Source organism: Rossellomorea sp. NRS-1567, from assembly GCF_050467885.1.
GTDB lineage: Bacteria > Bacillota > Bacilli > Bacillales > Bacillaceae_B > Rossellomorea > Rossellomorea aquimaris_C.
On sequence record NZ_JBITPL010000016.1, the window covers coordinates 156,918 to 182,265 of the forward strand.

The window sequence follows — 25,348 nt, forward strand, 5'->3', positions numbered from 1 at the left end:
AGGCAATCCAGCCGCCGTCGTATTAATATGGAGCATCTAACTATCACTTAATCCAAGTATGTGTAAAAAATTATGTAAGTCTTACAGACGAGTGATATATACTATTAATACTGTAGACCTGTGACTTTGCGTCCCCACTTTTCAATGGGTTTGCCTTTTTCTGATCCTGTCTTTATCTTTGATATACCAATAGTACCACTTTTTGTTAATATTTTTTGTCTTTTCTGATATCTTTTTTACACTTTTTTCCTACAACAGCATACTTTTTCCGACAAATACTCTGTTAATTTTTAAATATAGAGAGGATTTTTGCTATTCTATAATATGATTCGTCGAAACTTCAAAAATACTTTTGACCCATCCCTTTTTTGTAAGCCTCTAATTTTTTTCTTAATGGAAGTATATTGCCAAGCCTTAGAGAAGATGCATAAAAAGGTGAATTTGTTAAATTATTTCCACATGAGGGGCATATCCAATCGCCTAATTCAGTGCTACTAAAAGAGGAACGTGTACATCTACTACATACTTTTTTATACATACAACACCCCTATTGAGTTTTTTGTTCATTATAGTGAACAAAATTAATTATATACCAATTAATAGGTAATTCAACTTTATTTTTCCATAAAACACACTGAAAATAAGTACTATCCTTGAAATATCTTTTAATTGCTTAAAATCCCTAACTTTATCGTTCTTAATAGAGAATTCCTGTTTTAACTCTAAAAAATAAAGCGCAGAAGCTTTTAGCCTCTGCGCTCAACTCTATTACTCGTCCTTCTTATCCTGATCCTGCATATCCTTATCATCTTCTACAGCATCTTCCTCAGGCGTGTTATTATCCTTCGCTGCATCTTTGTCGCCTTGCTCGTTTTTGTCCTCTGATTCAGGGTAATTTTCTTCACCCATGTCCCCGTTATTTTCGTTCATGCCATCATCTTCAGGCACTTCTTCTTCTGTTGGAGCCTCGTCTTCCGGAGGTGGCTCCTGATTTGCGTTACATCCTACAAGAAGCATGGCAGCAAGTGCTGAACCACCAAGAATGGATAATAATTTTTTGCTCATGATGTATTACTCCTTTCTAACGTGTATGTTAGTTAATGTAAGACCGTTACTTTGGTCTTTCGTTAGCATTCCCTGAAAATGAATTAATTTGCATTTTGAGAGAAATTTTTTGGGGAAATTGGATTTTGAGCAAGTGAAGAGTTGAAACCAAAAAAAATGGACCTGAAGTGAACGAATCACAACAAGCCCAGTTTGCACATTTTTATTGTTTATCTCCTAAAGCGAACATCATTTCTAATTCGCAGGCAACCTCACCATCAACCGTCGCCACGCCTTTTCCTTTACCGATCGGCCCTTTAAAACGGATCATTTCAACTTCAAGTCTCAGCTGGTCTCCCGGTTTCACTTGACGCTTGAAGCGACATTTATCAATGCCTGTGAAAAAAGCTAAACGCCCGCGGTTATCTTCCACTTTCAGCATGGCCACAGCACCGACCTGAGCAAGTGCCTCCACAATCAACACACCTGGCATTACAGGGTAATCAGGGAAATGCCCATTGAAGAATTCCTCATTCGCAGTAACATTCTTAATCCCAACCGCTTTCTTGCCATCTTCCACTTCAAGAATTCTATCCACCAACAAAAACGGATAACGATGGGGAACGATCTCTTTAATCTGATTAATATCAAGCATTCAAAATTCCTCCTACCAATATGTATGTACACCTTATTGTACAGAAATTGTGCGTGTAATAGCAACAGGAGAGGGACGGACCTTGAAAACATCTGACTTTGCTATGTAAACCCTTTTATATCAAGGTTTGTTGTTCAAAAGAGAACATACTCGAGGTCCGTCCCTCTCTAAACCCAATTGAAAAAGGATCGCCCCTTTACTAAGTGAGCAATCCTGCGTAGATTTTGGTTATATTTGATGATGACCGGCTGGCAAGTTTTCTTCTTCGAAAAGAGGGACGGACCTCGAATCAAAGCTCCATCGCAGCGAAACCCCTTTATATCAGGATTCATTGCAGAAAAGCTAAATATTCCGAGGTCCGTCCCTCAAAAAGTTATCAAGAAATTATTTCTTCATAACGATATCAATTATGTGCTGCCAGGTTTCTGCTTTGAAGACGTCGGCTGCTTTGCCGTCTCCGATGCCTGCGAAGCCAATGACGGCACCCAGTGCGAGACTTCCTGCAAGAAGGAGGATGAACAGAAGGATTCTGAGCCAAATTGGCAGCATGCGGACGCGTACCCAACGCGCAGGCTTGGATTCGTCCTTTTGCTTGGCTTTCTTTTCTGTTTTTACTGATTCTCTTGTCGTTTTTTCTTCTTGTAGTAGCTCTTTTTCACTCATAGCATTTAACTCCTTTTAGCGTATCCCATTTACAAGGCCCATCATTTGATCTGCAAGGGAGATCGAGCGGGACTGAAATTGGTATGATCGTTGGACATTCAGCATGTCCGTCATTTCTTTGCCGATATCAACGTTCGATCCCTCTAACGAGTTCTGGACCATTGAAATATCAGAGCGTGCTCCTCCAACGACATTCGTTACGACTTCATCTTCCGTAACCCCGAGTTCGTCAAGGTTCTCTGAAAAACCTAACAGATTACCGCCAAACTGCTGCAGAAATTGAGACTTTTCAACCGTGACGATACCTAAGTTGAATCGCTCTTCTACGCCGCCTGCATCCGTAACCGTCAGGATTCCATTACCCCCTAACTGGAAAGAAGACGCATCTTCTGAAAATGTAATATAGTTATCGTTCTCATCCAGGACCGGTAATCCGCTTCCGTTCACGAGCATCGCTTCCCCATTCCCGGTTGGACTGACAAAGAATGCTCCGTCTCTCGTATAGCGCACGGCACTTGAATTGTCATCCTGAGCAAGAACTTTAAAGAACTGCCCCACACCGGTTAAAGCAAAATCCAGCGAGCGACCCGTTGATTTCAAAGAACCCTGGTTCAGGATCAGTTGAGATTGTGAAAGCTTTGCGCCACTGCCTTCCCTTACTCCAAGAGGGGTAAGTCTGCCTGCTTCAAACTCTTCCACACGCTGATTGTTCACCTGTTGCACAAGCAGCTCTGAGAATGTCGCTTCCCGGCGCTTGTATCCATTTGTATCTGCGTTCGACAGATTGTGACCGATCATGTCCATTTGTTTCTGCAATTGACCCAATGTGTTGGTTGCTGTAATCATCGTTCGATTCATGACGTGTTCCCCCCTAATTATAAGGTATTCAGTGACGAAATTCATTTACAATCTTTAACTATCAGTTGACACGACCGATTTCGTTGGCTGCTTTTTCCATACTTCGATCATAGGCCTGGAGTACTTTCTGATTTGCTTCAAAGGATCTGTACGCTGATAACATATCCGTCATCGTACGGGATGCATCGACATTGGACCGTTCAAGGAAACCTTGCTTGGTGGTAAAAGAAACATTGGCTTCTTCATAGGCATCCGGAAGAGGCACATTTCCTTCTGTTGCAAATAGTCCGTCTCCCTGTTTCACAAGTCGGTTGGGGTCTTCTGAATAGCCTACTCCCAGAGTAGCGACAATATTTTCATCGACAAGAATCTGACCCTTCTCCCCAACAGTGAACTGGTCACTGTCTAATTGAATACGCTCGCCATTTTCATCCAGCATATAAAAACCACTGTTCGTCGTGAGAAATCCGTTTCCGTTCACAGTCAGGTTCCCATTTCGTGTATAGCGTGGATTTCCATCCGCACCTTCAACCGCCAGAAACACCGATCCATTAGCCGGCATCGACACGTCCAAGAGTGCAATGTCCAGGCTTCTTCCAGTCTCCTGAAGATCCCCCTGTAAAAATGAAGGGATTGTTTCCTGCATATACACGCCCGTATTAAGTGCCCCCACTTTCTGATTGAAAGGAAGGGAGATTGGTTTCTCCGTCGGAATCGACGTAGAATCCATCCGCTCCATGAGCATTTCCGGAAACGCCCGCATCGATGCCTGGTCCGCTTTAAAACCCGGTGTATTCGCATTCGATATATTATTCGTTAACATTTCAGTCTTGCGTTGCTGCGAAAGCATCCCTGATGCAACTGTATAAAATCCGCGAAACATATTTTCACCTCATAACTTTACCTTTTATATATCGGATGACTGGTGCACTATTTTTATAAAAGAAATTTATATAATGCTTCTTCTGGAAATTTTATCGATATTCTCAAGCATTAATCCTGTTCCAATCGCTACACAATCCATAGGGTTTTCAGCAATGAGAACCGGTACTTTCAGTTCTTCCGCAAGAAGGGTGTCCATTCCGTGAAGAAGCGCTCCCCCTCCTGTTAAAATAACACCGCGGTCAATGATATCCGCTGATAATTCAGGTGGAGTCTTTTCAAGGACATTTTTAGCAGCTTGTACGATCACGGCCACTGATTCACGAAGAGCCCCTTCGATTTCCGTTGATGTCACGGTAATCGTGCGTGGAAGACCGGACACCATGTCACGGCCACGGATGCTCATTTCTTTTCGATCTTCATCCAGGGTTTCAGAGAATACCGTCCCGATGTTCACCTTGATATCTTCCGCTGTACGCTCCCCGATCAGAAGCTTGTACTCTTTTTTAATATAGTTCAGGATTTCATGATCAAATTTATCACCAGCCATTTTGATGGACTGACTCGTCACGATGTCACCCATGGAAAGAACCGCAACATCCGTCGTTCCTCCACCGATGTCCACAACCATGTTTCCTGTTGGATTGAAAATATCCATTCCTGCACCGATTGCAGCGACTTTAGGCTCTTCTTCTAAATAAATCTTCTTCCCACCGCTCTTTTCAGCCGCTTCTCTGATCGCCTTTTGCTCGACACTCGTGATGTTCGTTGGGCAGCAAATCAAGATTCTTGGTTTAGAAAGAAACCCTTTTACATTCAATTTATTAATAAAATGCTTCAGCATTGCTTCTGTTACATCAAAGTCTGCGATGACCCCGTCTTTTAACGGACGAGTCGCCACAATATTTCCAGGAGTACGCCCAACCATACGACGGGCTTCCTCTCCTACAGCTAATACCTTACCTGTATTCTTATCCAAAGCCACAACCGATGGCTCATTCAAGACAATCCCTTTTCCTTTAACATGAATTAAAACATTAGCCGTACCAAGATCAATCCCAATATCTTTCGCGAACATCTTGTGTTTCTCCCTTCTTCTTCTACAAATTCATCATCATATTTCATCTATGGTTTCATCTTAATGTCATTACGTAAAAACGTTAAGTCAAAACTTTCACCTAATTAATTATTTTACCATAAATATGTCGAAGGGAGCTATTATTTGTCAAAAAAATGTATTGAGTTTGTTATTTAATTGGAAAAGTATAGGAATATCGGAGAGGGATGTTACAGGAGTGTTAAGGTTTGGTGAAGTTGGGTGGGATGAGTGGTTTTTGTAGCTGGTTCAGTATATGTATTCTTTTACCTGCTAAAATAATGTCACTATTATACTGTTGAACTTTGGAAGATTATTAACAGGTAAATTACATTGAACTTTTAACTGTTAAAAAAAGACGAAATTTCAACAGGCAAAATCACTTCATTCCAACATAAAACAAAAACACACCAAGCATGACCCATCTTTCTGGGGCTTGGCGTATTTTGGTTAGCTGTGGAGCTCTTCTTTTTTGTATTTCTGCTTCGTCGCTTCTCCACCTCGTAGGTGCCGGATAGATTTATGATAATCAAGTATTGTTTTGACTTCATTTGCGAGTTCTGGATTAATTTCTGGCAGTCGTTCTGTTAGATCTTTATGGACAGTACTTTTGGACACGCCAAACTCCTTCGCAATTACACGAACAGTTTTTTTCGTCTCCACGATATACTTACCAATCTTGATTGTTCTCTCTTTGATGTAATCGTGCACACCACTCGACCTCCCTAAATTGGATGTGAGAAGTGTGAAATGAGACTCGCATTCGCATCAATGAAATAGTATAGACCGCTTGCGTATAAAAACCCATGTGCAAGCGGCAGAAAGCCTTATTTAATTCACGGCAGCTTCCTGATGTTACAACATATAAACAAATATTCAGCTAATGATCAATGATATAACGACGATTCCTCACCTCAAACACTCTCTATTTTGATAGGTTTGTATCATTTTATTAGCTTGTGCCCACATATATGCACAAAAAGCACAATAAGGACAAGGTTTGAGGTGAATTTTCTGAAAAATCACTCTTAGGGACGGACCTTCACTTGGTTTTCGGAGGGCAAATCGTCCACGTGAATGTATCCGATGGGTGCCCTTTCACCCACTGCCCCGGCTGACCCGAACCAATTCCCCCCAGGTCTCCACCCTTCGATCTCTTAGCAGCTCCAATAATTCCACAAACAAATAAGCCGTCATAAGGGCATCGTTCAACGCCCGATGTCTCGGGTACAACCTGGTCCCGAACAACTGGGCATACCGCTCGAGATCTCTCATATCATATGAGGGCGAAAGATATCCGATTAGATTAAGCGTGTCCAGGCTCGGTGCCATCTGTAGATGAAGTCCGGCCCTCTTCAGTTCACTCTTCATCACGAGTTCGTCAAAGCTTACATAGTGCCCAACCAGACTATTCACGGTATTTCCTTCTAAAAAACCGAAGAAATCATCGATGGCATCCCTTGCTTCCGGCGCTTGTTCGACATCTTTTGACTGAATTCCCGTCAGCTGGATTATTTCCTGAGAAATGAGTCGATGAGGATTGGAAAATGTCTGAAATGTGATGTTTTCCTTTACCTCATACCCTTTTACTTTAACCGCCCCGATTTCAAGCAGCCGATCCTCCGCTCCGACGCGAAAACCTGTCGTCTCTGTATCAAAGACAACAAACGTAAGGTCCTCAATTTTACTGTTCAGAGGGACTGAATCATAGTGGAGCGGACATTGGATCTTTTTCTTTGAAAAAATGAAAACCTTCACATCCCTTCTACGTTAAGGAGTAATGAGATAACATCATTTGTTGAAATTCACGAATCGTTTTCACACTTCTGTATAGACTTTCTTTTTTAAGGGTGGAGAGTGAGGAGAGGTGTATCGTATCTCCCTGATCCTTCCGCTTCAAATCTATATATAGTTTCATTAATTCTTGGAATGCTTCGGATAATTCTTCTGCAAACTCCGACGAAATCGACCCTCTTTCTTTCAAATAATCCAGCTTCCCTCTAGTCGACCCTGAAGTATTACCATGAGCCACGTTCAAGATCTGCAGTGCATGATGAAAAGGAAACAGAATGTCTTTCTTGATGGAAACCGTTTTTCGGTCCAAGCCTAATATCAAACGGATGGAGGAGTGAAGGACAGGCACCGGCTTGGCTTTTTCCACTTGAGCCAGCCTTACCAATAATATTTTTGAGCTGCGCAACTGATCTTTTATCGCGTCTTCAAATGTTGAATGAAGTGCTTCATCCCCAAATAAAAAACGATATGAAAAGAAGTTTTGCACCTTCAATAAAGCCTCCTCTGACGAATGGACCGACCATTCTCTCAATCTTTCCTGCCAGGAACCCATACTCCCCGTCCACGGTTTCTGATTCGCCATCATTCCTCCGTCACAAAGACGCAGTCCTGTCTTTTCTAATTCAACGACGACTCGTTCAGCAAAATCACAGAAATATTCCCCCGCTTCTTTACAATGTTTTTCATAAACCAGGAAATGATCTTGATCGGTCAGCATAAACTGCTCTTTCCTCCCCGCTGAGCCCATGACATAAAAAGCATACGAGCAAGGGCTTTCCCGTCCTTCCCCAAGCAATTCTTCCTCCACCTGCCTTAAGATTCGCTGATAAATACGATCGAATAGCCCTGACATGAAATCGAGTATGTGATACACCGGAGCTTGTGCTTCCCAAAGGCTCGTAAGCATTGACTCTGCCATAGGTCTAACCTTTTCCAGGGGGAAATCCTTGTTCTCAAGCTTCCTAGCACTCGTCAGGGCCCCAATATGGTTCGCTTTCATTAAATCGTGGAGGGTGATGATGCCGACGATAGGTCCGTCCCTCTCCTCGCCCCCGACAACGGGCAGGTGTTTGATGGAGTGATCGATCATGGCGGCGAGAGCTTCGTACAGATAGGCCTGACGGGTGATGACGGTTGGGTTGGGGGTCATGGCCATGTTTACCGGTTTGGTGAGAGGGACGGACCTTGCAAGGCATCTGGAGACGAGGTCTCTCTCTGTCAGGATTCCTGCAATGCGATTGTTTTCCAGAATGATGACAGAGCTGACCCGATTTTCCCCCATGGCCCGGGCTGCATCCTCCAGGGAATCTTCACTCCTGACAGTAACGACTGATTTCTTCATCACATCACTTACCCGCTTCAGAATCGTCGTCCGCTCTTCAAGTCCGTGCGCCACTCCCACTTGCTGCGACAAGGAATAATAAACATCCTGAAGTCGTTTCGATGTTTCCTCCAATAAAAAATTCTTCAAATAAGGTTCATTCCAATAGTTTTGCAAACTAGTATATGGCACGAGGCAGAGCAGACAGTCCTCCTTCGCCTTGACCTCAACCGAGGAATATACACTCTCATCCATCGTTGTATTCAGTACAGAATACAGACTCGATAAGCCGACGATCCCGTCCTTCGAAATGATCTCGAGACTCTCTTCCTTTTCCTTTGTCACAACAACTTCTACTTCCCCCTCTACAACAAGATAGAGTCCCAGACGATGTTCAAAGCTTTTAAGAATGGTAGAGTGCCTTCCCACCTCAAGCCGCTTACACTCAGTAAAAAGGGAAAGAGCCGCACTACGCTCCATCCCCTTGAAAAAGGGATGAAGGAGTACAGCTTCTTGAAATGACCCGTCAGGCTTTGAAATCGACATCGTCGTTCACCCAAACTTCTCCGTCTTTGAAGGTCATTTGTTCTGGGTAACGGAGATCCATTACCTCTTCCTGAATCTTTTGAGAAGGTGCTTTCGTCATTAGTGACACGACGATATTGGCAATCGTTGCTGCCGCTGCCCCAAATACACCAGCTCCCGTATCAATGATGCCGAATAGGGTAACACCCGATCTTGCCAGGAAGATGTACGTGAGGGTTACCCCTAACCCTACAAGCATCCCTGCAATCACCCCTTGGGCATTAGAGCGCCTCCACCATACCCCGAGTAAGAGTGCCGGGAAGAACGTTCCAGATGCCAGTGCGAAGGCCCAGGCGACGATCTGGGTGATAACCCCTGGAGGATTAAGAGCCACGATCCCGGCGAGCACCGTCGCGATGACGATCGACCAACGGGCAACCGCCAGACGATTTTTCTCTGTCGCGTTCGGCTTGAATACACGATAGTAAATATCATGAGCAAAGGAGGAAGATATCGCGATCATCAACCCACCCGCTGTCGATAACGCCGCTGCCATGGCACCAGCCGCTACAAGACCGATGACGAACACTCCTAAATTCGCAATCTCCGGCGTGGCCATGACCACGATATCATTGGAAATGATGATTTCCTTCCACTGCAGGATTCCATCTCCATTGGCATCTGCGACCTGTAATTTCCCCGTATCCACCCAGGATTTCGTCCAGGAAGGCAAGTCACTGATTTGGCTGCCCGCTACCTTTGTCATTAAGATAAAGCGGGAGAATGCGGCATATGCAGGTGCGGATAAATAGAGAAGTCCGATGAAAAGAAGGGCCCATGCTCCTGACCAGCGAGCCGCTTTCATCGTAGAAACCGTATAGAATCGAACGATGACGTGTGGAAGCCCCGCGGTCCCTGCCATCAACGTAAACATGAGAGCCATGAACTGCCACTTCGTTCCGTTTGTAAAAGGCGCGAAGTATTCCGAGACCCCAAGCTCACGATCGAGCTCCCCGATTTTCCCTACCAGTTCCCCATAAGAAATCCAGGGTGCAGGGTTTCCGGTAATTTGTAACGACATGAAAATAACAGGAATTAAATAAGCGATAATAAGAACAACATACTGAGCAACCTGCGTCCACGTGATCCCCTTCATCCCACCGAAAGCTGCGTAGAAGGCGATGAGTACCACTCCGATCATCGTACCGACTTTGGCATCGATTTCGAACAAACGACCGATTACGACCCCTGAACCCGATAGCTGCCCGATGCTATACGTGAAACTGATAATGATCGTACAGATCGCGGCAATGACCCGGGCCGTGTGGCTGTTATATCGGTCCCCGATGAATTCCGGTACCGTATAGCGTCCATACTTCCTAAGCTGTGGAGCAAGTAAGAAGGTTAACAGCAAATATCCTCCCGTCCACCCCATGATGTAAGCAAGTCCATCATAGCCGAGGATCATGACGGTACCAGCCAGTCCAATGAATGATGCCGCGCTCATCCAGTCGGCCCCGATCGCCATCCCATTGAAGATCGGCGGTACGCCACGGCCTGCTACATAGAAGTCCGATGTCGCTTTCGCTTTGTTATAAACAGCAATTCCGATATATAACGCAAACGTCAACAGAATAATCGACGTTGATACTAAAAACTGAGTATCCATTTATCGTTTCCCCCTGCTCTGTTCTATATATTTGGTTGAAGCCGTTTAATGATCCAATGTCTTTCCGTAACTGATCTGTTCATTTTTACTTTCATCAATTCCATACTTCTTATCGATTCCATCGCTCACCTTCGCATTTACGTAGAGTAAGATGATGAAAATGACAATCGACCCCTGGGCACCCATGAAGTAGTGAAACGGAAAGCCATTGAACGTGATCGTTGACAGGCTTTCGGCAAACAGCACGACCCCAAAGGAAGAGACGAGCCAAATCACTAAATACATTGCCATATAACGGTTTTTTTCTTTAAAATACTGATCCGCTTTTGCTCTATCGATTTTCTTCATTTATGTAACCCCTTTTCAAGCTCATTATTTTAAACTGAAAATAAATTTCACGGTCTCAAAAAACGGAATCGGGACCATGGCGATTTGAAAAATAAAGTAAATGAATAAAGACAAGAATGGAATGGTTAAGAAGAAAGCCCGTTTCTTTCTTATTGCAAGAAAAATGCTTCCCCCTGTTATGAGTAAAATCGCGATGAAGTAAAGCAACGTTTCACCTCCTGATTATGGTCTCCTTAATCATACGACCTCCCGTTAATAAAGATTAAATTTTCTGAAATTTTATTCATGCCCTCATTATCTTTATTGGAAAAAGCCTGGTCAATAAAGAAAAAACGACAAATCTGCATGTGATCTTTCTCTTTATAAATAAATCATTTTACTAAAATAAAGATATTGAAAAATGGGTTTGCATTAGTAGAATAGATTGGTGTGGAAATGTTTTTCCAGTAAAATAATCCCTTTGTCGAATTTCCGAGGAAATTTTTTATATGGATAAGGCAACGAATGGAATATATCTAAAAACAAAAAAAACTGACCGGAAATCACCGGTCAGTCTTTCTTCATCTATATGATTATTCTTCGTCTTTTACGTCAGAGCCATTATCGGCTGCGTCGTCTTTTTGATCAGCATTTTCTTGTTTCGGCTTTTGCTCAGCTTCCGGTTTTTCTTCAGCTGCATCGTCAGCACCGTTTTCTTCTGTTGCTTTGTCTTCGCTAGCTTGATCTTCAGCTGCGTTTTCCTGTGCAGCTTCAGCATCCGGCTGTTCACCTGAAACCTTCTTGTCTTCTAATTGCGCTTCTTGAAGTGTTGCAAGGGACTTATTGAAGTACTCCAGTGGATTCACTGCTACATTTGCTTTGCGAATTTCAAAGTGTACGTGAACGCCAGCTTCTTCATTGAATAAGCTCTTACCTGCTTTAGCGATAGCTTGTCCTTGATCGACTACATCTCCAACCGCGACTTCAAAGTCTTTCACTGATTGATAACGAGTAACGATTCCTTTGCTGTGCTCGATTTCAATCGTGTTACCAAGTAGGGAATCTTCTTGAACCTTTGTAACTGTACCGCTCATGGCAGCCAGAACATCGAATTCTTTACCATCTTTAGAGATGTCGACTCCTTGGTTCGGATAATACATGTTACCATAAACGACTAGGGCTGCTTCCTGTTCTTCCGCTGATGCTTCAGTGTCGTAGAATTGTTTTTCAATCACTGTGTCCTCAGGGCTTGAAACAGGCATTACAAAGTTTTCCAATGAACGATTGACTTCTTCTGCAGGCTGGTTGAACTCATTGTCAGTAGGAACTCCATCATAGCTGTAATCCTTGGCTTTCTCGTTTACATCATTTCCTGCCTGGTACCACAGAATCCCCGTGATAATGATTGCTGCACTTGCTAAATAGATTGCTGGGTATGCCCAACGTCTTTTCAAAAAGTTTTGAGAAGGGTGTTTCTTTTCTTCCTCTCTCATTTTCATCACCTCTGCAATCATTCTGAACAGAATTCTGAAAATATATACACATTCGGAAAAAATTTTTTAATTCTTATCTTTCGACAAAGGGATGGAAAATATGTATGATTTTTAAAATAAGATGAAATTTTCTTTTTATGAAGCGCTTTTTGTATTTTCACAGAGACAGTAGTGGTTGATTTTCGCTACAGGCGCTCGCTTTCCGCGGGGCGTGAGTTGAGCCTCCTCGGGCTTTGCCCTGTGGGGTCTCAACTTTCCCGCTATTCCCGCAGGAGTCGAGCGCCTTCCGCTCCAATCAACTATCTTAGAATCGGTTTTTTCACAAGACCTATTAAAAATGACAATCTAAACATCTGATATAGCAAGTCTGTAATTCTTGATATATGATAACGAAATCACTGTCCTGCATGATACAATATTAAAAAACAGAAAGGACGAGCTGCATATGAATAAGTTACTTACGTATGTGCTGACAGCTGCGCCTTTTCTCTATATGATTCTTATTTGGATTATGTCCAGTAATCCGGATGATGCCGTCATTCGTTTTCCTGATAATCAGTTGGATCGTTTTTTTAAAGAATCTCTTCATTTGATCGAATTCGGTATTTTATATGGATTATTTGTCGTTGCTCTGTTGGCACATGGAAAGCTTCGATTCACTTTGAATTTTACCGCTGCGTTAATTGCGGTCTTTTATGGGTTTGTGGATGAGATTCATCAATCCTTTGTTCCGTATCGGTCGGCAACGATGATTGACGCTGCGAAGGATCTGATAGGTGTCACTGTCCTTTTTTGGATTGTGAACAGGACTTATTTTAAAAAGTCTGATCATCCATTAACGAGAAAGATGAAGACGTTTGAAGCCTATTTAAAAAAGGATTGAGTCTGGTCACCTTGACCTTATAGACTCAATCCTTTTTGTTATCTTTGTGCTGTTACTTTCTGCAGCAGTTTATCTGACTCTGTTATTTTGACGTCTTTATAGTAATGCGTGACGATGTCTTGATAATCCTTGCCTTCCTTCGCCATTCCGTTTGCGCCGTATTGGCTCATACCGACTCCGTGACCATATCCTTTCGTGGCGATGACGATATGATTATCCTTCAGGTACCAGGTAAAGTCTGAGGATCTCAGTTCTAACTTCTCTCTTATCTCACGGCCGGAGAATCCTTTACCGTTTATTTCAACACTTGCTACCCTTTTGCCTTCTGTTCTTGACGTGATCGTTCCTACCGAGCCATCCTTTGGCAGGGTTACGCCCAGTTTCTGCTCGAACTCTTTGATCGGGATAACCTTTTGATCTTCGAATCTAGGTGACGCCGAGTCCCAAGGGCTTTCGACACTTCTTAAATATGGATATTCATTCGGCCAATAAGCCTCAGAGTTTTCTGTGTAACCATTGCTCGTTGAGAAAAAGGCTGCCGTAATGGGCTTCCCATCATAGGTCAGCACCTGCCCCATCGTTTCAAGCACCGCATCGGATATTTTCTTGATCTTCCAATCATAGTCGGCACCCCAGAGGCCAGCAAGCTCCTTCTGGTTCTTATATACCTGATGAGAGACCGTATCCGTCACATCGGCACCCTTCGGAACAGTGGAGTCCTCAAGTAAAAGCTGATTCACAATATACGTCCGTGCAGCAAGTGCTTGAGCTTTTAACGCTTCCTTTTCAAAATCTGCAGGCATTTCACCAGCTACTACCCCTACTACATACTGCTCCAAAGGAAGTTTCTCGATCAGATCCTGGTTGGAGCGATAGACCGCTACCTCGACCGAGTTCGCCAGCTCTTCAACGGATGGCGTATCTTTTAGCTTTTCGTCTAAGTTTGCCGTTTCCTTTTCTGATGAAAATGGGAGCACGAGAAGAGTAGGTACAATAAAGATGATGCTGATAAAGATTGAGAAGATGATCAGTACTGGTTTCAAATGCTTCATGTTCGCGGCCTCCAATGAAAGATTAAATAGGAGAATGTCCTAGCACACTTCTCCACTCTCTTTCATATGTATGGTAGTGGACAAGCAATTATGAATCTTTTAAGAGTCATTTTTAGGGGTGGGATTGGTGAATTTGGAATAAGGAACGTAGTGTGTTGATGAGCCGATACATTTTTGAAAATAAAATCAGAAATTTAAAAATAAATGTGTCAGAATTGAAAATAAAAGTGAAATTTTGAAAACAAATACTCCATAATTGAAAATAAACGACGTTTTCATCGCATTTTCAACCTTTGCCTACACGTCTAAAGCTATTTCTCTACCTATTATGACGATATTACAAGATTGCCCATCGCAAATCCAGCGGTTTTTGCTGAAAATCCAGCCGCTTTCGATTAAAATCCGGCCACTTTCACGAAAAATCCAGCCGTTCCTGACAATAATCCAGCCGAAATCAACAATAATCCAGCCGTTTTACTTATTTTTCCAAAACCAACTGAGTTACAGATTGCTTCCGCACCCAGTCCGACTCCCAGCCCAAACAAAAAAAGCAAGCTCTTCTATAAAAGAAAAGCTCACCTTTTTATCTAATACTTACGCATCCTTAATCATGTCTTGCTCAGAAACAGGTGTTTCTTCCACTTCTTTCACACGCTCGATATCGGCACCAAGGCCTGCAAGCTTCTGATGGAAGTTCACATATCCACGATCTAAATGCTTCAGTTCTGTCACTCGAGTGTAACCATCTGCTACCAGTCCTGCGATCGAAAGAGCTGCTGCTGCACGTAAGTCCGTTGCAGCCACTTCTGCTCCTTGAAGAGGCGTTGGTCCGTTCATGATTACAGAGCGGCCTTCAATCTTAATGTCTGCTCCCATACGACGGAATTCTTCAGCATGCATGAAACGATTTTCGAATACTGTTTCAGTGATGACGCTTGTGCCGTCAGCTGCTAAAAGTAATGCCATCATTTGAGATTGCATATCTGTTGGGAAACCAGGATGAGGCATTGTTTTGATATCGACAGATTTTAATTTCTCCGGTCCGATGACACGAAGACCTTCTTCTTCATCGATGATCGTAACGCCCATTTCTTCCATCTTGGCAACTAATGAAGATAAGTGTTCTGGGATCGCACCTTTTACAAGGACATCACCTTGAGTGATGGCAGCAGCCACCATGAATGTTCCTGCTTCGATACGGTCTGGAATGATGCTGTGCTCGACACCGTATAGACGGTCCACACCTTCGATACGGATCGTTCCAGTACCTGCACCTACAACGCTTCCTCCCATTTTGTTCAGGAAGTTCGCTAAGTCGACGATTTCAGGCTCTTTTGCGACGTTTTCAAGGATGGTTGTTCCTTCTGCAAGAACGGCAGCCATCATAATGTTTTCTGTTGCCCCAACGCTTGGGAAGTCCAGATAAACCTTGGCACCTTTCAGTCTTCCGTCTACTTCAGCTTCGATGAAACCATTTCCTACCTTCACTTTTGCTCCCATTGCTTCGAAGCCTTTTAAGTGTTGGTCAATCGGTCTTGATCCAATCGCACATCCACCAGGTAGCGCAACACGTGCTTTACCTGTACGTCCAAGTAATGATCCCATAACAAGAACGGATGCACGCATTTTTCGAACATATTCGAACGGTGCTTCTACAAACAACTCTCTTGATGCATTCACGATGACTTCACCATGGTTAAACTCTACATCTGTATTTAAATGACGTAATACTTCGTTAATCGTATATACATCGGAGAGTGGTGGTACATTTTTAATGACACTTTTTCCTTCACTTGCTAATAATGTAGCAGCGATGACTGGTAAAACGGCATTCTTTGCTCCTTCAACTTGCACTGTACCGCTTAAACGCTGACCGCCGCGGACGATAATTTTTTCCAAGAGTATTCCCCTCCGCGTCCAATTTCTCTATATTAATATTCAATAATTAGGATGGGTGTGCCAATCACAAAGGTTGTCTTAGCGCCCATTCCGCTTTTCCGTAGACCTAGTTGTATATTCATATCATCATTTTTTGTTGGTATAGTCCGTGACATTTGTTCCGAGTAAGCTGAAATGGAATAAAAGTCTTCTTCTTTAAGTGATTCCAGTTCTTTTGCGTCTAATTTCGACATTAATTCGACAGCCTGATTCGACAAAACTTTCTCAAGCTTATCATTGAATTCGCCTTTTATACAAGAGAAAATCATAGGTTTAGTAGTGAAAATGATTTCCATATTTGGGATAAATTCCGTCTTGATATAATGCTTCGTCTTTTCTCCCAACGCTTTCTGATCTCCGCGCATTTCATACATACTATACGAAACGGACTGCTTGTTTGTGAGGGTATGCTGCAACTTAATGGTTTCTTCCCCGTGAGACGTCTGACGTTGTCCCACAACCATTACTTCTTCAGCTGATTTCTTCGTCACCCACTCAAAATCAGAAAATCTTTCTTGCATAGTAGTACTATATTTGGCAAACCCTTTATTCGTGAAGCTTTTTTTGTTTTCTCTTGCATATAGAGACCATTCAGTTATCCGACCTTGAGAATGTACAATGGCTTGGTCTAGCTTTTCAATGTCTAATAAATGATTGGCTTCGATAGTGTTGTTCCCATTAATAACAGGAAGAAAACCTAATCCAACAAAAAAGATTAAAATAATGTAAAGATACCGAGTCATTTTCCATTCCTCCCCTTACCTAAAAGTCTGTCCGAATAGGAGAAGAACATACTTGAAAATTGTCGTCATCTTTTTACAAATATTGAGTTGTCGGCAGGCTGTTACATGAAAGCGTTTCACATTGAAACTTTTTCACAAAGGAACGAGCACAAAATTAATCTTACTTAAAACAGGTCCTGATGAAAACATGCAAGAAGACCTATTTTTTGTCAGAAGCTCTACTTATTCAAAGAAAACAGGCAAGCTTTGAGACCACAGGTAGTAATCCAGTAAAAATCGGCTTACGGCCGAGCCGATTGCGATCGTTAGTAGGATATACAATAGTCTCCCTTGAGCGACTCGATTTTTCTTGAGGAGCTTGTCTAACTGGATGGATTGCAAAGACCAAAATGTGATCCCGAATACAAATAGATGCACGAGCATGCTGATCAGGGCCTGCTGGCCAAAGCTTTCTATCACTCTTCTCACTCCTAATAATCATTTCGACGCACAAAGTCCATTTTACCACATAATTCTGTAACGATATATGGAATTTACAAAATTTTTAGTTGAGTTAGGCTGTGGATATTTAACCAGTTGATTGTGGCATTTTCATTTGGACAAAGTAGATTTGGTACTTGTTTTTAAACCTTCCAGCAGAGGTCCGTCCCTCTATTCAAAAAAACCACCCTTCCACAAGGAAAGGGTGGTTTTGGTGTTTATATTAGAAGTTACGTTCGGAAACGTTAATTCTGTTCATGGCACGCTTCAGAGCGAGTTCGGCACGACGGAAGTCTACGTCGTCGCGTTGTGCCTGCATGCGATCTTCTGCGCGGCCTTTTGCTTCTTTAGCGCGTCGTACATCGATAGCTTCTGCTGTTTCAGCAGACTGTGCTAGAATTGTCACTTGTTCAGGACGTACTTCTAAGAATCCGCCACTGACAGCTACAAGCTCAGTGTTGCCACCTTTTTTCAGGCGAACCGCACCGATTTGTAGTGGAGCAACCATCGGAATGTGTCCAGGTAAGATTCCAAGCTCACCGCTTTGAGCTTTCGTGCTCACCATTTCCACTTCTGAATCGTACACTGGGCCATCGGGAGTGACAATATTGACTTTTAATGTCTTCATTTTCTTCCCTCCTGGTCCCTAATTATACCTCTACGCCCATTTCTTTAGCTGCTGCTAATACATCCTCAATCGGACCTACTAGACGGAACGCATCTTCAGGAATGTGATCGTATTTACCGTCAAGGATATCTTTGAATCCTTTAACAGTGTCTTTCACTTCAACGTAAGAACCTTTTTGTCCAGTGAACTGTTCTGCAACGTGGAAGTTTTGAGATAAGAAGAATTGTACACGACGAGCGCGGTGTACCGTCAGCTTATCATCATCAGAAAGCTCATCCATACCAAGGATCGCAATGATATCTTGAAGTTCTTTATAACGCTGTAATGTTTGTTGAACATTACGAGCGATGCTGTAGTGTTCTTCTCCTACGATTTCCGGAGAAAGAGCACGGGAAGTTGATGCCAATGGATCTACCGCAGGATAGATACCCATCTCAGAAAGCTTACGCTCAAGGTTCGTTGTTGCATCCAAGTGAGCGAAAGTTGTAGCAGGAGCCGGATCCGTGTAGTCATCGGCAGGTACATAGATCGCTTGGATTGATGTTACAGAACCTACGTTAGTTGACGTGATACGCTCTTGCAATTGACCCATTTCAGTAGCAAGTGTCGGCTGGTAACCAACGGCAGATGGCATACGGCCTAGTAGGGCAGAAACCTCTGAACCTGCTTGCGTGAAACGGAAGATGTTATCGATGAACAGAAGTACGTCTTGACCTTGCTCATCACGGAAGTATTCAGCCATTGTAAGACCCGTCAAGGCAACACGCATACGCGCACCTGGCGGCTCGTTCATTTGTCCGAATACCATCGCTGTTTTCTTGATAACGCCAGAGTCGCTCATCTCGTGGTAAAGGTCATTTCCTTCACGAGTACGCTCTCCAACACCGGCGAATACAGAGATACCTCCGTGCTCTTGAGCGATGTTGTTGATAAGCTCCTGGATTAATACGGTTTTACCAACACCGGCACCACCGAATAGACCGATCTTACCACCCTTGATGTAAGGAGCAAGTAAGTCTACTACTTTAATACCTGTTTCCAGAATCTCAACTTCTGTAGAAAGCTGATCAAATGTAGGTGCTTGTCTATGAATTGGATCACGACGGATACCTGCTGCAAGAGGCTCGTCTAAATCGATTGATTCACCTAGAACGTTGAATACACGACCTAATGTGATATCCCCTACTGGTACAGAGATTGGTGCTCCTGTATCAAGCACGTCAGCTCCACGTTGTAAACCATCTGTGGAAGCCATCGCGATTGTACGTACAGAATCATCACCTAGGTGAAGGGCAACCTCTAATGTAAGTTCAGCTCTATCTGCAATTTGGACCTTTAATGAGTTGTAGATATCAGGAAGTTGGCCATTAGCGAACTTGACATCGACAACTGGACCCATTACTTGAAGAACGTGTCCTTTGTTCATCTCTTTCCCTCCTAACTAGCTTTTGACGACAAAACTATGTTGTAATCCGGCACTGAACCGGAATGTCATTTCTATTCAAGTGCTGCTGCCCCGCCGACGATTTCCGTGATTTCTTGGGTAATCGCTGCTTGACGCGCACGGTTATAAGAAAGTGTAAGGCTGTTAATGATTTCTTTCGCATTGTCTGTTGCATTTCTCATTGCTGTCATACGGGCCGCGTGCTCACTGGCTTTACCATCAAGCAACGCACCGTAAATCAAGCTTTCAGCATATTGAGGGAGCAACACTTCCAAAATTTCTTCAGCATTAGGCTCAAACTCATAAGAAGTTAGTTTCGATGAAGAAGAATCAAGCTCCGTTAAAGGAAGAACCTTCTTCTCGGTAACATCTTGTTGAATGGCACTGACATAGTGGTTGTAGTACATGTAAAGCTCATCAAAAGCACCATCTGAGAACATGCTAACTGCCTTGTTGGCAATGTCTTTAATGTCTGCAAAGTTTGGCTGATCTGGTAGCCCTACAATACCTTCCACTACATTATCGCCTCGTTTTTGGAAGAAGTCCCTTCCAATACGACCTAACGCAATAATGGCGTATTCATCTTGAGAGCTGTGACGCTCTTTAATCGCATTACTTACAGCACGAATGACGCTCGAGTTATAAGCCCCCGCCAAACCGCGGTCAGATGTAATGACCAAGTAGCCGGTTTTTTTTACGGGGCGGGAGACTAGCATCGGATGCGTTACATCTGTGCTACCAAGGGAAATGGAAGTAACGACTTCCTGAATTTTCTCCATGTAAGGGACGAAGGCTTTCGCATTCGTTTCAGCACGGTTCAATTTAGAGGCAGAGACCATTTCCATTGCTTTCGTAATTTGACTGGTTTTCTTCGTAGATGTAATACGAGTTTTTATGTCGCGTAACGATGCCACTGGTTCTCACCACCCTTTTAAAATGTTAGTCATATTCACTAGAACCAACTAAATAATAGAATAATCAGCCGGTGTCATCAGAATGAACACCGACATCATATAAAATTACTCAGACTTTACAAATGTCTTCTTGAATTCGTTGATCGCAGCTTTCATTGCATCGTCTTCAGGAAGACCTTTTGTTGTGCGGATATGGTCTAACAGTTCTGTATGGTTGTGATCTAACCAGCTTAGGAATTCACCTTCGAAACGACGAATATCTGTTACTGGAATATCATCTAAATGACCTTTTGTTAATGAATAGAAGATCATAACTTGTTTTTCAACATTAAGTGGTTTGTTAAGATCCTGCTTCAGTACTTCAACAGTACGGGCTCCACGGTTCAGCTTCGCTTGTGTCGCTTTATCAAGATCTGATCCGAACTGAGCAAATGCTTCAAGTTCACGGTATGCGGCTAAGTCAAGACGCAGTGTACCGGAAACCTTCTTCATCGCTTTGATTTGTGCGGATCCACCAACACGTGATACGGAAAGACCTGCATTGATCGCCGGACGAACACCGGAGAAGAATAGGTCAGATTGTAAGAAAATCTGTCCGTCAGTGATGGAGATAACGTTTGTTGGAATGTAAGCGGAGATATCTCCTGCTTGTGTTTCAACGAATGGTAATGCTGTGATGGAACCTCCACCTTTTGCATCACTTAATTTCGCTGCACGCTCAAGTAAACGAGAGTGTAAGTAGAATACGTCACCAGGGAACGCTTCACGGCCTGGAGGACGACGTAATAATAATGAAAGCTCACGGTAAGCCGAAGCTTGCTTAGAAAGATCATCATATACAACAAGAACGTGCTTGCCGCTATGCATGAATTCTTCACCCATAGTGATACCAGCGTATGGTGCTAAGAATAGCATTGGAGCTGGTGAAGCAGCTGATGCCGTTACAACGATTGTGTAATCAAGGGCACCGTGCTTACGAAGCGTTTCAACTGCATTACGAACCGTTGATTCTTTTTGTCCAATCGCAACATAGATACAGATCATGTCTTGATCTTTTTGGTTTAGGATCGAATCGATCGCAACAGATGTTTTACCTGTTTGACGGTCTCCGATGATTAACTCACGTTGACCACGACCGATTGGAACTAGAGCGTCGATCGCTTTGATACCAGTTTGAAGTGGCTCGTGTACGGATTTACGATCCATAACACCAGGTGCTCCACCTTCAATTGGACGTGTTTTCGTTGTCGCAATTGGACCTAATCCATCAACTGGTTGTCCAAGTGAGTTTACAACACGACCTACTAATTCTTGTCCTACTGGAACTTCCATGATACGTCCAGTACGACGAACCTCATCGCCTTCACGAATGTCTTTAAATGGTCCGAGAATGATGATACCTACGTTGTTTTCCTCTAAGTTTTGCGCCATACCCATGACACCGTTAGAAAATTCAACTAGCTCTCCAGCCATGACATTGTCGAGGCCATGAGCACGAGCGATACCGTCACCGATTTGGATAACTGTACCTACATCGCTTACTTTCATCTCAGACTGATAGTTTTCAATTTGCTTTTTTATCAGCGCGCTGATTTCTTCCGCCTTGATGCTCATGAATTTCACCCCTCATTTATACGAAAGTTAACGAACAAGTTCACGCTCAAGACGATCCAACTTGCCAGCAAGTGTTCCGTCATAAATACGGTTGCCGATACGGACCTTAAGTCCCCCAAGTATGTTCTCGTCTATCACATTCTCAATTCTTAATGATTGTTTCCCAATTCTCTTAGCAAAAGAAGCTGAGATTGCTGTCTTCTCATCTTCTGTTAAAGCACGTACGGAGTACACCTTTGCTTCTGCGATTCCTCTAGCATCATTAGAAAGCTCGATAAATGCATCGACAACGCCCACTACCTGATCTTCACGATGACGATCAGTCATAAGAAGCAGTGTATTCAATACTGGTACTGAAACTAGAGAGAACGCTTCTTTCAACATGTCTTTCTTCTTATCCGTCGAAAACTTCGGATTTTCCAAAAGAATGCTTAATTCTTTATTTTGGATAAAAACGGATTTCACTGTGCGAAGCTCTTGTTCAATCGCTTCTAATTGATTGTGTTCTTTGGCAATTTCGAAAAGAGCTAACGCATAGCGTTTTGCGACTGTAGAGTAGCTCATCGCTCTTCTCCTGCCTCTTTAATATAATCATTGATCAGCTTCTGTTGATCTTGAACAGAAAGTTCTTTTTCAATCACTTTCGATGCAATCAGAACAGATAGTGAAGCAACCTGCTCGCGTAATGCTGCCATCGCTTGTTCTTTCTGCGTCTCGATTTCACGTTTCGCAGATTCCTTCAAGCGCTCAGATTCCTGACGAGCGGCAATGATGATTTGTTCACGTTGCTCATCGCCTTGCTTCTTAGAGTTCTCGATCATCGCTTGCGCTTCTTGACGAGCCTCTTTTAAAAGTTGACGCTGTTCTTCCAAGCTCTTATTTGCTTCTAGACGGCTTTGTTCAGCCGCTTCAATTTCGCCTGCAATGTGATTCTCACGCTCTTGCATGATGCCCATCAAAGGACCCCAGGCAAACTTCTTCAATAAGGCAAGAAGGATAAGGAACATTACAAGCTGGAATACGATATCTCCACCGTTGAAGCCACCAGCTCCAAGGACTAATGCGTTTGTAAGCACAAGGTTTCACTCCCTTCAAGAGTCAATGCCTTCCCTAAAGAAAGCTGTACAATAACGGCAAATGCCGTATCATTCATAGTCATATGTTCATAAGTACTAAACATAAAGGAATGGCGAAGGTTCTTATCGAATGATCTTCGCCATCTTGAACTTTAAACTGCTATTATTGACCCATTACGATGAATGCGATAACTACTGCGATGATAGGAATCGCCTCTACTAATGCAACCCCGATGAACATTGTAGTTTGAAGCATTCCACGAGCTTCCGGTTGACGAGCCATACCTTCTACCGTACGTGAAACAATAAGACCATTACCAATACCTGCACCTAGTGCTGCTAAACCGATTGCAATTGCTGCTGCTAAAAGACCCATTCTGAATTTCCTCCTTTAAATGTATGAAAAAATGTTTTGAGTAGTTTTGTTCAATTTTGAACAGGGTATATATTAATGGTCCAGGCTGACTTTGTGAGCCATATAAACCATCGTTAACATAACAAAAATAAATGATTGGATTGCGCCGACAAAGATTGAAAAAGCTTGCCATACAATCGTTGGGATAATGGCACCCAGTAATCCGGCTGCTCCCATGTGTGCGAGGCTTCCTACCAATAAAGTAAGCAGGATTTCCCCAGCGTAGATGTTACCGTAAAGACGAAGACCAAGCGTTAGTGTGTTGGCAAATTCTTCAATGATCTTCAGCGGGAATAAGAACGACATAGGTCTGAAGAAGTCTTTACCGTATTCACCGAAGCCTTTCATCTTGATTGCATAATAGTGCGTTAACACAACGATCATAACCGCCAGGGTCATAGTGATAACTGGATCCGCTGTTGGTGACTTCCACCATAATTCGTGGTCAATGACTACCGAGAACGGAAGTCCTAACATGTTCGAAACGAAAATGTACATGAGTAAAGTAAGTCCAAGGAGATGGAAACGACCACCTGTTTTCCAATCCATATTACTTTTCACGATATTTTTGACAAAGTCCATGACCCACTCCATAAAGTTTTGCACTCCTGTTGGTTTCATGGCCAGTCTACGAGTTGACAGAACGGCGATTAAGAAAACAACGGCACTTGCCACTGTGATCATCAGTACGTTCGCCAGGTTAAAAGTTAACCCTAGAAACTCGGCTGTAGGATTTTCATGATGCAATGAAATTCACCTCTCTTCCCCGCTATTTATGAGCTAAAAGCTGCTGAATAAAATAATCTATCATAATGACAAGGTAAATTGTCATTAATCCCATAATGACGCTCAGGAGATGAAAGTGCTCAGGGTATTCCGTTGCAATAATGACTGCAAAGGCCGCACCTGCCATCCTTGAGAAGGTTCCCAATGATCGAACCTTTTGACCAGATTCTACTGCATCACCGAATCGCACGGTTCTCCTCATGATCAGCCAGTGACTAAACAGACTGATGCCTGTCCCCAAAATAAGCCCAAGGAAAATAGACTGATAGGAAGTAAAACCCCAACCGAGGACGTAAAAGGAAAGGAGGAAAAATATGTACTTACGATGCCTGTTAAACAATTGCTGAAGTTCTGGCATACATTAATCTCCCGAATTGAAATGTTGGACTGTACGGAGCATGGTGTAGATTCCTGTTGCGAGCCCAAGGAGTAGTCCAATAATTAAGAAAAGTGGTGTGGTGCTCCATATTCCATCTAACCATCTCCCGCCGAAGATCCCTATTAAAATAGAACCAACTAGCTGGGAAAGAATAGCAGAATACAAGACCATCGATTGATACGGGCGCCGATCATTTTGACGCATTTTTCTCATCTCCACACATGTGATTTAGTGGAAAATCGTTTACACTGTACAAATGATGAAAAACCGTTTCCATACGGGTTCAACCCTTGTGAAAACCTTATCATTTAATACCCTTTGTAAGCATACAATAGGGTATTATCTATGTCAATGCGTTCAAGTTAAAAAGTTCACAACCTATCCACGCGTTTCCAGATTGTTCACATTTTTAACACATTTACTAGAAAAGCGGAGGGGGCTCGGCCTGGGGCGACAAGCATAAGGCGAGTCGACCGGAAAGGCGTTCTTTGCCTTTTTGGTCGGCTTGACTTATGACCTCGAGCCCCAAGACCCCGGAGCTGGACATGTCGAAAAGCGGAGCCGACTGGTCAGGCCCGACAAGAATATCCAAGGATTTCATCGAATGAAACTTACTACTCTTTCCATCGATTGCTCACTTTATTAACAAATCCATAGATTCTATCCTCA

29 protein-coding genes and 1 riboswitch are annotated in these 25,348 nt (G+C 43.1%); of the genes, 1 reads left to right on the forward strand and 28 read right to left on the reverse strand.

Features of this window, described 5'->3' with window-relative positions; all coding sequences use genetic code 11:
• Positions 1–71 precede the first annotated feature (71 nt).
• Positions 72–165: riboswitch (cyclic di-GMP riboswitch) on the reverse strand.
• Positions 166–768: 603 nt separating this feature from the next.
• The 13 genes from ACIFOD_RS12210 to ACIFOD_RS12270 form a co-directional block, all read right to left on the reverse strand.
• Positions 769–1,065: a hypothetical protein gene (locus ACIFOD_RS12210; protein WP_430314904.1), complete on the reverse strand. Its 297-nt coding sequence runs from the start codon at positions 1,063–1,065 to the stop codon at positions 769–771.
• Positions 1,066–1,267: 202 nt separating this feature from the next.
• On the reverse strand, positions 1,268–1,699 hold the full coding sequence (gene fabZ / locus ACIFOD_RS12215; protein ID WP_430314905.1) for a 3-hydroxyacyl-ACP dehydratase FabZ: 432 nt from the start codon (positions 1,697–1,699) through the stop codon (positions 1,268–1,270).
• Between the two features lie 384 nt (positions 1,700–2,083).
• Positions 2,084–2,362, reverse strand: a complete 279-nt coding sequence (locus ACIFOD_RS12220) for a DNA-directed RNA polymerase subunit beta (RefSeq protein WP_430314906.1) — start codon at positions 2,360–2,362, stop codon at positions 2,084–2,086.
• 15 nt (positions 2,363–2,377) lie between these two features.
• Positions 2,378–3,220, reverse strand: a complete 843-nt coding sequence (locus tag ACIFOD_RS12225) for a flagellar hook-basal body protein (protein ID WP_430314907.1) — start codon at positions 3,218–3,220, stop codon at positions 2,378–2,380.
• A 61-nt stretch (positions 3,221–3,281) separates the two neighbouring features.
• The gene (locus ACIFOD_RS12230) at positions 3,282–4,103 is read right to left on the reverse strand and encodes a flagellar hook-basal body protein (RefSeq protein ID WP_430314908.1); all 822 of its coding nucleotides are present in this window, start codon (positions 4,101–4,103) and stop codon (positions 3,282–3,284) included.
• A gap of 66 nt (positions 4,104–4,169) precedes the next feature.
• Positions 4,170–5,180: a rod shape-determining protein gene (locus ACIFOD_RS12235; protein WP_113969218.1), complete on the reverse strand. Its 1,011-nt coding sequence runs from the start codon at positions 5,178–5,180 to the stop codon at positions 4,170–4,172.
• Between the two features lie 468 nt (positions 5,181–5,648).
• Positions 5,649–5,909, reverse strand: a complete 261-nt coding sequence (gene spoIIID / locus ACIFOD_RS12240; protein WP_032086905.1) for a sporulation transcriptional regulator SpoIIID — start codon at positions 5,907–5,909, stop codon at positions 5,649–5,651.
• A 387-nt stretch (positions 5,910–6,296) separates the two neighbouring features.
• Positions 6,297–6,956: a 3'-5' exonuclease gene (locus tag ACIFOD_RS12245; protein WP_430314909.1), complete on the reverse strand. Its 660-nt coding sequence runs from the start codon at positions 6,954–6,956 to the stop codon at positions 6,297–6,299.
• 7 nt (positions 6,957–6,963) lie between these two features.
• The gene (locus ACIFOD_RS12250; RefSeq protein ID WP_430314910.1) at positions 6,964–8,859 is read right to left on the reverse strand and encodes a DUF294 nucleotidyltransferase-like domain-containing protein; all 1,896 of its coding nucleotides are present in this window, start codon (positions 8,857–8,859) and stop codon (positions 6,964–6,966) included.
• Positions 8,840–10,507 carry a sodium:solute symporter family protein gene (locus tag ACIFOD_RS12255; RefSeq protein ID WP_428976449.1) on the reverse strand — a complete coding sequence of 556 codons (1,668 nt, stop codon included), beginning with the start codon at positions 10,505–10,507 and terminating at the stop codon, positions 8,840–8,842. Before ACIFOD_RS12255 ends, ACIFOD_RS12250 begins: the two co-directional genes overlap by 20 nt.
• Before the next feature lie 45 nt (positions 10,508–10,552).
• On the reverse strand, positions 10,553–10,855 hold the full coding sequence (locus ACIFOD_RS12260) for a DUF4212 domain-containing protein (protein WP_430314911.1): 303 nt from the start codon (positions 10,853–10,855) through the stop codon (positions 10,553–10,555).
• Positions 10,856–10,879: 24 nt separating this feature from the next.
• Entirely contained in the window at positions 10,880–11,062 is a 183-nt protein-coding gene (locus tag ACIFOD_RS12265; protein WP_397553725.1) for a hypothetical protein, read from the reverse strand.
• A gap of 365 nt (positions 11,063–11,427) precedes the next feature.
• Positions 11,428–12,327, reverse strand: a complete 900-nt coding sequence (locus ACIFOD_RS12270; protein WP_430314912.1) for a peptidoglycan DD-metalloendopeptidase family protein — start codon at positions 12,325–12,327, stop codon at positions 11,428–11,430.
• 445 nt (positions 12,328–12,772) lie between these two features.
• On the opposite strand from ACIFOD_RS12270, the gene ACIFOD_RS12275 reads away from it, so the two are divergent.
• Complete coding sequence (locus ACIFOD_RS12275) at positions 12,773–13,210, forward strand: VanZ family protein (RefSeq protein ID WP_430314913.1); 438 nt, start codon at positions 12,773–12,775, stop codon at positions 13,208–13,210.
• A 38-nt stretch (positions 13,211–13,248) separates the two neighbouring features.
• Here ACIFOD_RS12275 and spoIID read toward each other — a convergent pair whose 3' ends face one another.
• The 15 genes from spoIID to ACIFOD_RS12350 form a co-directional block, all read right to left on the reverse strand.
• Positions 13,249–14,262, reverse strand: coding sequence for a stage II sporulation protein D (gene spoIID, locus ACIFOD_RS12280; RefSeq protein WP_430314914.1), 1,014 nt, complete (start codon positions 14,260–14,262; stop codon positions 13,249–13,251).
• Positions 14,263–14,657: 395 nt separating this feature from the next.
• Positions 14,658–14,816: a hypothetical protein gene (locus ACIFOD_RS12285; protein ID WP_430314915.1), complete on the reverse strand. Its 159-nt coding sequence runs from the start codon at positions 14,814–14,816 to the stop codon at positions 14,658–14,660.
• Between the two features lie 40 nt (positions 14,817–14,856).
• Positions 14,857–16,161, reverse strand: coding sequence for a UDP-N-acetylglucosamine 1-carboxyvinyltransferase (murA, locus tag ACIFOD_RS12290; RefSeq protein ID WP_113969226.1), 1,305 nt, complete (start codon positions 16,159–16,161; stop codon positions 14,857–14,859).
• A gap of 32 nt (positions 16,162–16,193) precedes the next feature.
• A complete protein-coding gene (locus tag ACIFOD_RS12295) occupies positions 16,194–16,943 on the reverse strand; it encodes a YwmB family TATA-box binding protein (protein WP_430314916.1) in 750 nt (249 codons plus the stop codon).
• A 222-nt stretch (positions 16,944–17,165) separates the two neighbouring features.
• On the reverse strand, positions 17,166–17,402 hold the full coding sequence (locus ACIFOD_RS12300; RefSeq protein WP_430314917.1) for a DUF1146 family protein: 237 nt from the start codon (positions 17,400–17,402) through the stop codon (positions 17,166–17,168).
• Positions 17,403–17,646: 244 nt separating this feature from the next.
• On the reverse strand, positions 17,647–18,051 hold the full coding sequence (locus tag ACIFOD_RS12305; protein ID WP_430314918.1) for a F0F1 ATP synthase subunit epsilon: 405 nt from the start codon (positions 18,049–18,051) through the stop codon (positions 17,647–17,649).
• A 22-nt stretch (positions 18,052–18,073) separates the two neighbouring features.
• Complete coding sequence (gene atpD, locus ACIFOD_RS12310; protein WP_113969230.1) at positions 18,074–19,477, reverse strand: F0F1 ATP synthase subunit beta; 1,404 nt, start codon at positions 19,475–19,477, stop codon at positions 18,074–18,076.
• Positions 19,478–19,548: 71 nt separating this feature from the next.
• Positions 19,549–20,409, reverse strand: coding sequence for a F0F1 ATP synthase subunit gamma (locus ACIFOD_RS12315; RefSeq protein WP_113969231.1), 861 nt, complete (start codon positions 20,407–20,409; stop codon positions 19,549–19,551).
• A gap of 105 nt (positions 20,410–20,514) precedes the next feature.
• Positions 20,515–22,023, reverse strand: a complete 1,509-nt coding sequence (gene atpA, locus ACIFOD_RS12320; RefSeq protein ID WP_397553718.1) for a F0F1 ATP synthase subunit alpha — start codon at positions 22,021–22,023, stop codon at positions 20,515–20,517.
• Positions 22,024–22,050: 27 nt separating this feature from the next.
• Entirely contained in the window at positions 22,051–22,587 is a 537-nt protein-coding gene (locus ACIFOD_RS12325) for a F0F1 ATP synthase subunit delta (protein WP_430314919.1), read from the reverse strand.
• Positions 22,584–23,099: a F0F1 ATP synthase subunit B gene (locus tag ACIFOD_RS12330; protein WP_397553716.1), complete on the reverse strand. Its 516-nt coding sequence runs from the start codon at positions 23,097–23,099 to the stop codon at positions 22,584–22,586. Before ACIFOD_RS12330 ends, ACIFOD_RS12325 begins: the two co-directional genes overlap by 4 nt.
• 163 nt (positions 23,100–23,262) lie before the next feature.
• Positions 23,263–23,475, reverse strand: coding sequence for a F0F1 ATP synthase subunit C (atpE, locus tag ACIFOD_RS12335; RefSeq protein ID WP_044339990.1), 213 nt, complete (start codon positions 23,473–23,475; stop codon positions 23,263–23,265).
• Positions 23,476–23,547: 72 nt separating this feature from the next.
• On the reverse strand, positions 23,548–24,261 hold the full coding sequence (gene atpB, locus ACIFOD_RS12340) for a F0F1 ATP synthase subunit A (protein ID WP_397553715.1): 714 nt from the start codon (positions 24,259–24,261) through the stop codon (positions 23,548–23,550).
• A gap of 22 nt (positions 24,262–24,283) precedes the next feature.
• A complete protein-coding gene (locus ACIFOD_RS12345; protein ID WP_397553714.1) occupies positions 24,284–24,658 on the reverse strand; it encodes an ATP synthase subunit I in 375 nt (124 codons plus the stop codon).
• Between the two features lie 3 nt (positions 24,659–24,661).
• Entirely contained in the window at positions 24,662–24,883 is a 222-nt protein-coding gene (locus ACIFOD_RS12350) for an AtpZ/AtpI family protein (RefSeq protein WP_113969237.1), read from the reverse strand.
• Between the last annotated feature and the right edge of the window lie 465 nt (positions 24,884–25,348).

What these genes read in the sequence shown, in the direction of transcription:
- ACIFOD_RS12220 (WP_430314906.1), bottom strand. Translation starts at nt 2,362, where the DNA reads ATGAGTGAAAAAGAGCTACTACAAGAAGAAAAAACGACAAGAGAATCA.
- ACIFOD_RS12345 (WP_397553714.1), bottom strand. Translation starts at nt 24,658, where the DNA reads ATGCCAGAACTTCAGCAATTGTTTAACAGGCATCGTAAGTACATATTT.
- ACIFOD_RS12250 (WP_430314910.1), bottom strand. Translation starts at nt 8,859, where the DNA reads ATGTCGATTTCAAAGCCTGACGGGTCATTTCAAGAAGCTGTACTCCTT.
- spoIID (WP_430314914.1), bottom strand. Translation starts at nt 14,262, where the DNA reads ATGAAGCATTTGAAACCAGTACTGATCATCTTCTCAATCTTTATCAGC.
- atpE (WP_044339990.1), bottom strand. Translation starts at nt 23,475, where the DNA reads ATGGGTCTTTTAGCAGCAGCAATTGCAATCGGTTTAGCAGCACTAGGT.
- ACIFOD_RS12350 (WP_113969237.1), bottom strand. Translation starts at nt 24,883, where the DNA reads ATGCGTCAAAATGATCGGCGCCCGTATCAATCGATGGTCTTGTATTCT.
- ACIFOD_RS12255 (WP_428976449.1), bottom strand. Translation starts at nt 10,507, where the DNA reads ATGGATACTCAGTTTTTAGTATCAACGTCGATTATTCTGTTGACGTTT.
- ACIFOD_RS12325 (WP_430314919.1), bottom strand. Translation starts at nt 22,587, where the DNA reads ATGAGCTACTCTACAGTCGCAAAACGCTATGCGTTAGCTCTTTTCGAA.
- ACIFOD_RS12295 (WP_430314916.1), bottom strand. Translation starts at nt 16,943, where the DNA reads ATGACTCGGTATCTTTACATTATTTTAATCTTTTTTGTTGGATTAGGT.
- ACIFOD_RS12270 (WP_430314912.1), bottom strand. Translation starts at nt 12,327, where the DNA reads ATGAGAGAGGAAGAAAAGAAACACCCTTCTCAAAACTTTTTGAAAAGA.
- ACIFOD_RS12210 (WP_430314904.1), bottom strand. Translation starts at nt 1,065, where the DNA reads ATGAGCAAAAAATTATTATCCATTCTTGGTGGTTCAGCACTTGCTGCC.
- ACIFOD_RS12275 (WP_430314913.1), top strand. Translation starts at nt 12,773, where the DNA reads ATGAATAAGTTACTTACGTATGTGCTGACAGCTGCGCCTTTTCTCTAT.
- ACIFOD_RS12230 (WP_430314908.1), bottom strand. Translation starts at nt 4,103, where the DNA reads ATGTTTCGCGGATTTTATACAGTTGCATCAGGGATGCTTTCGCAGCAA.
- ACIFOD_RS12260 (WP_430314911.1), bottom strand. Translation starts at nt 10,855, where the DNA reads ATGAAGAAAATCGATAGAGCAAAAGCGGATCAGTATTTTAAAGAAAAA.
- ACIFOD_RS12235 (WP_113969218.1), bottom strand. Translation starts at nt 5,180, where the DNA reads ATGTTCGCGAAAGATATTGGGATTGATCTTGGTACGGCTAATGTTTTA.
- ACIFOD_RS12305 (WP_430314918.1), bottom strand. Translation starts at nt 18,051, where the DNA reads ATGAAGACATTAAAAGTCAATATTGTCACTCCCGATGGCCCAGTGTAC.
- fabZ (WP_430314905.1), bottom strand. Translation starts at nt 1,699, where the DNA reads ATGCTTGATATTAATCAGATTAAAGAGATCGTTCCCCATCGTTATCCG.
- atpA (WP_397553718.1), bottom strand. Translation starts at nt 22,023, where the DNA reads ATGAGCATCAAGGCGGAAGAAATCAGCGCGCTGATAAAAAAGCAAATT.
- atpD (WP_113969230.1), bottom strand. Translation starts at nt 19,477, where the DNA reads ATGAACAAAGGACACGTTCTTCAAGTAATGGGTCCAGTTGTCGATGTC.
- ACIFOD_RS12225 (WP_430314907.1), bottom strand. Translation starts at nt 3,220, where the DNA reads ATGAATCGAACGATGATTACAGCAACCAACACATTGGGTCAATTGCAG.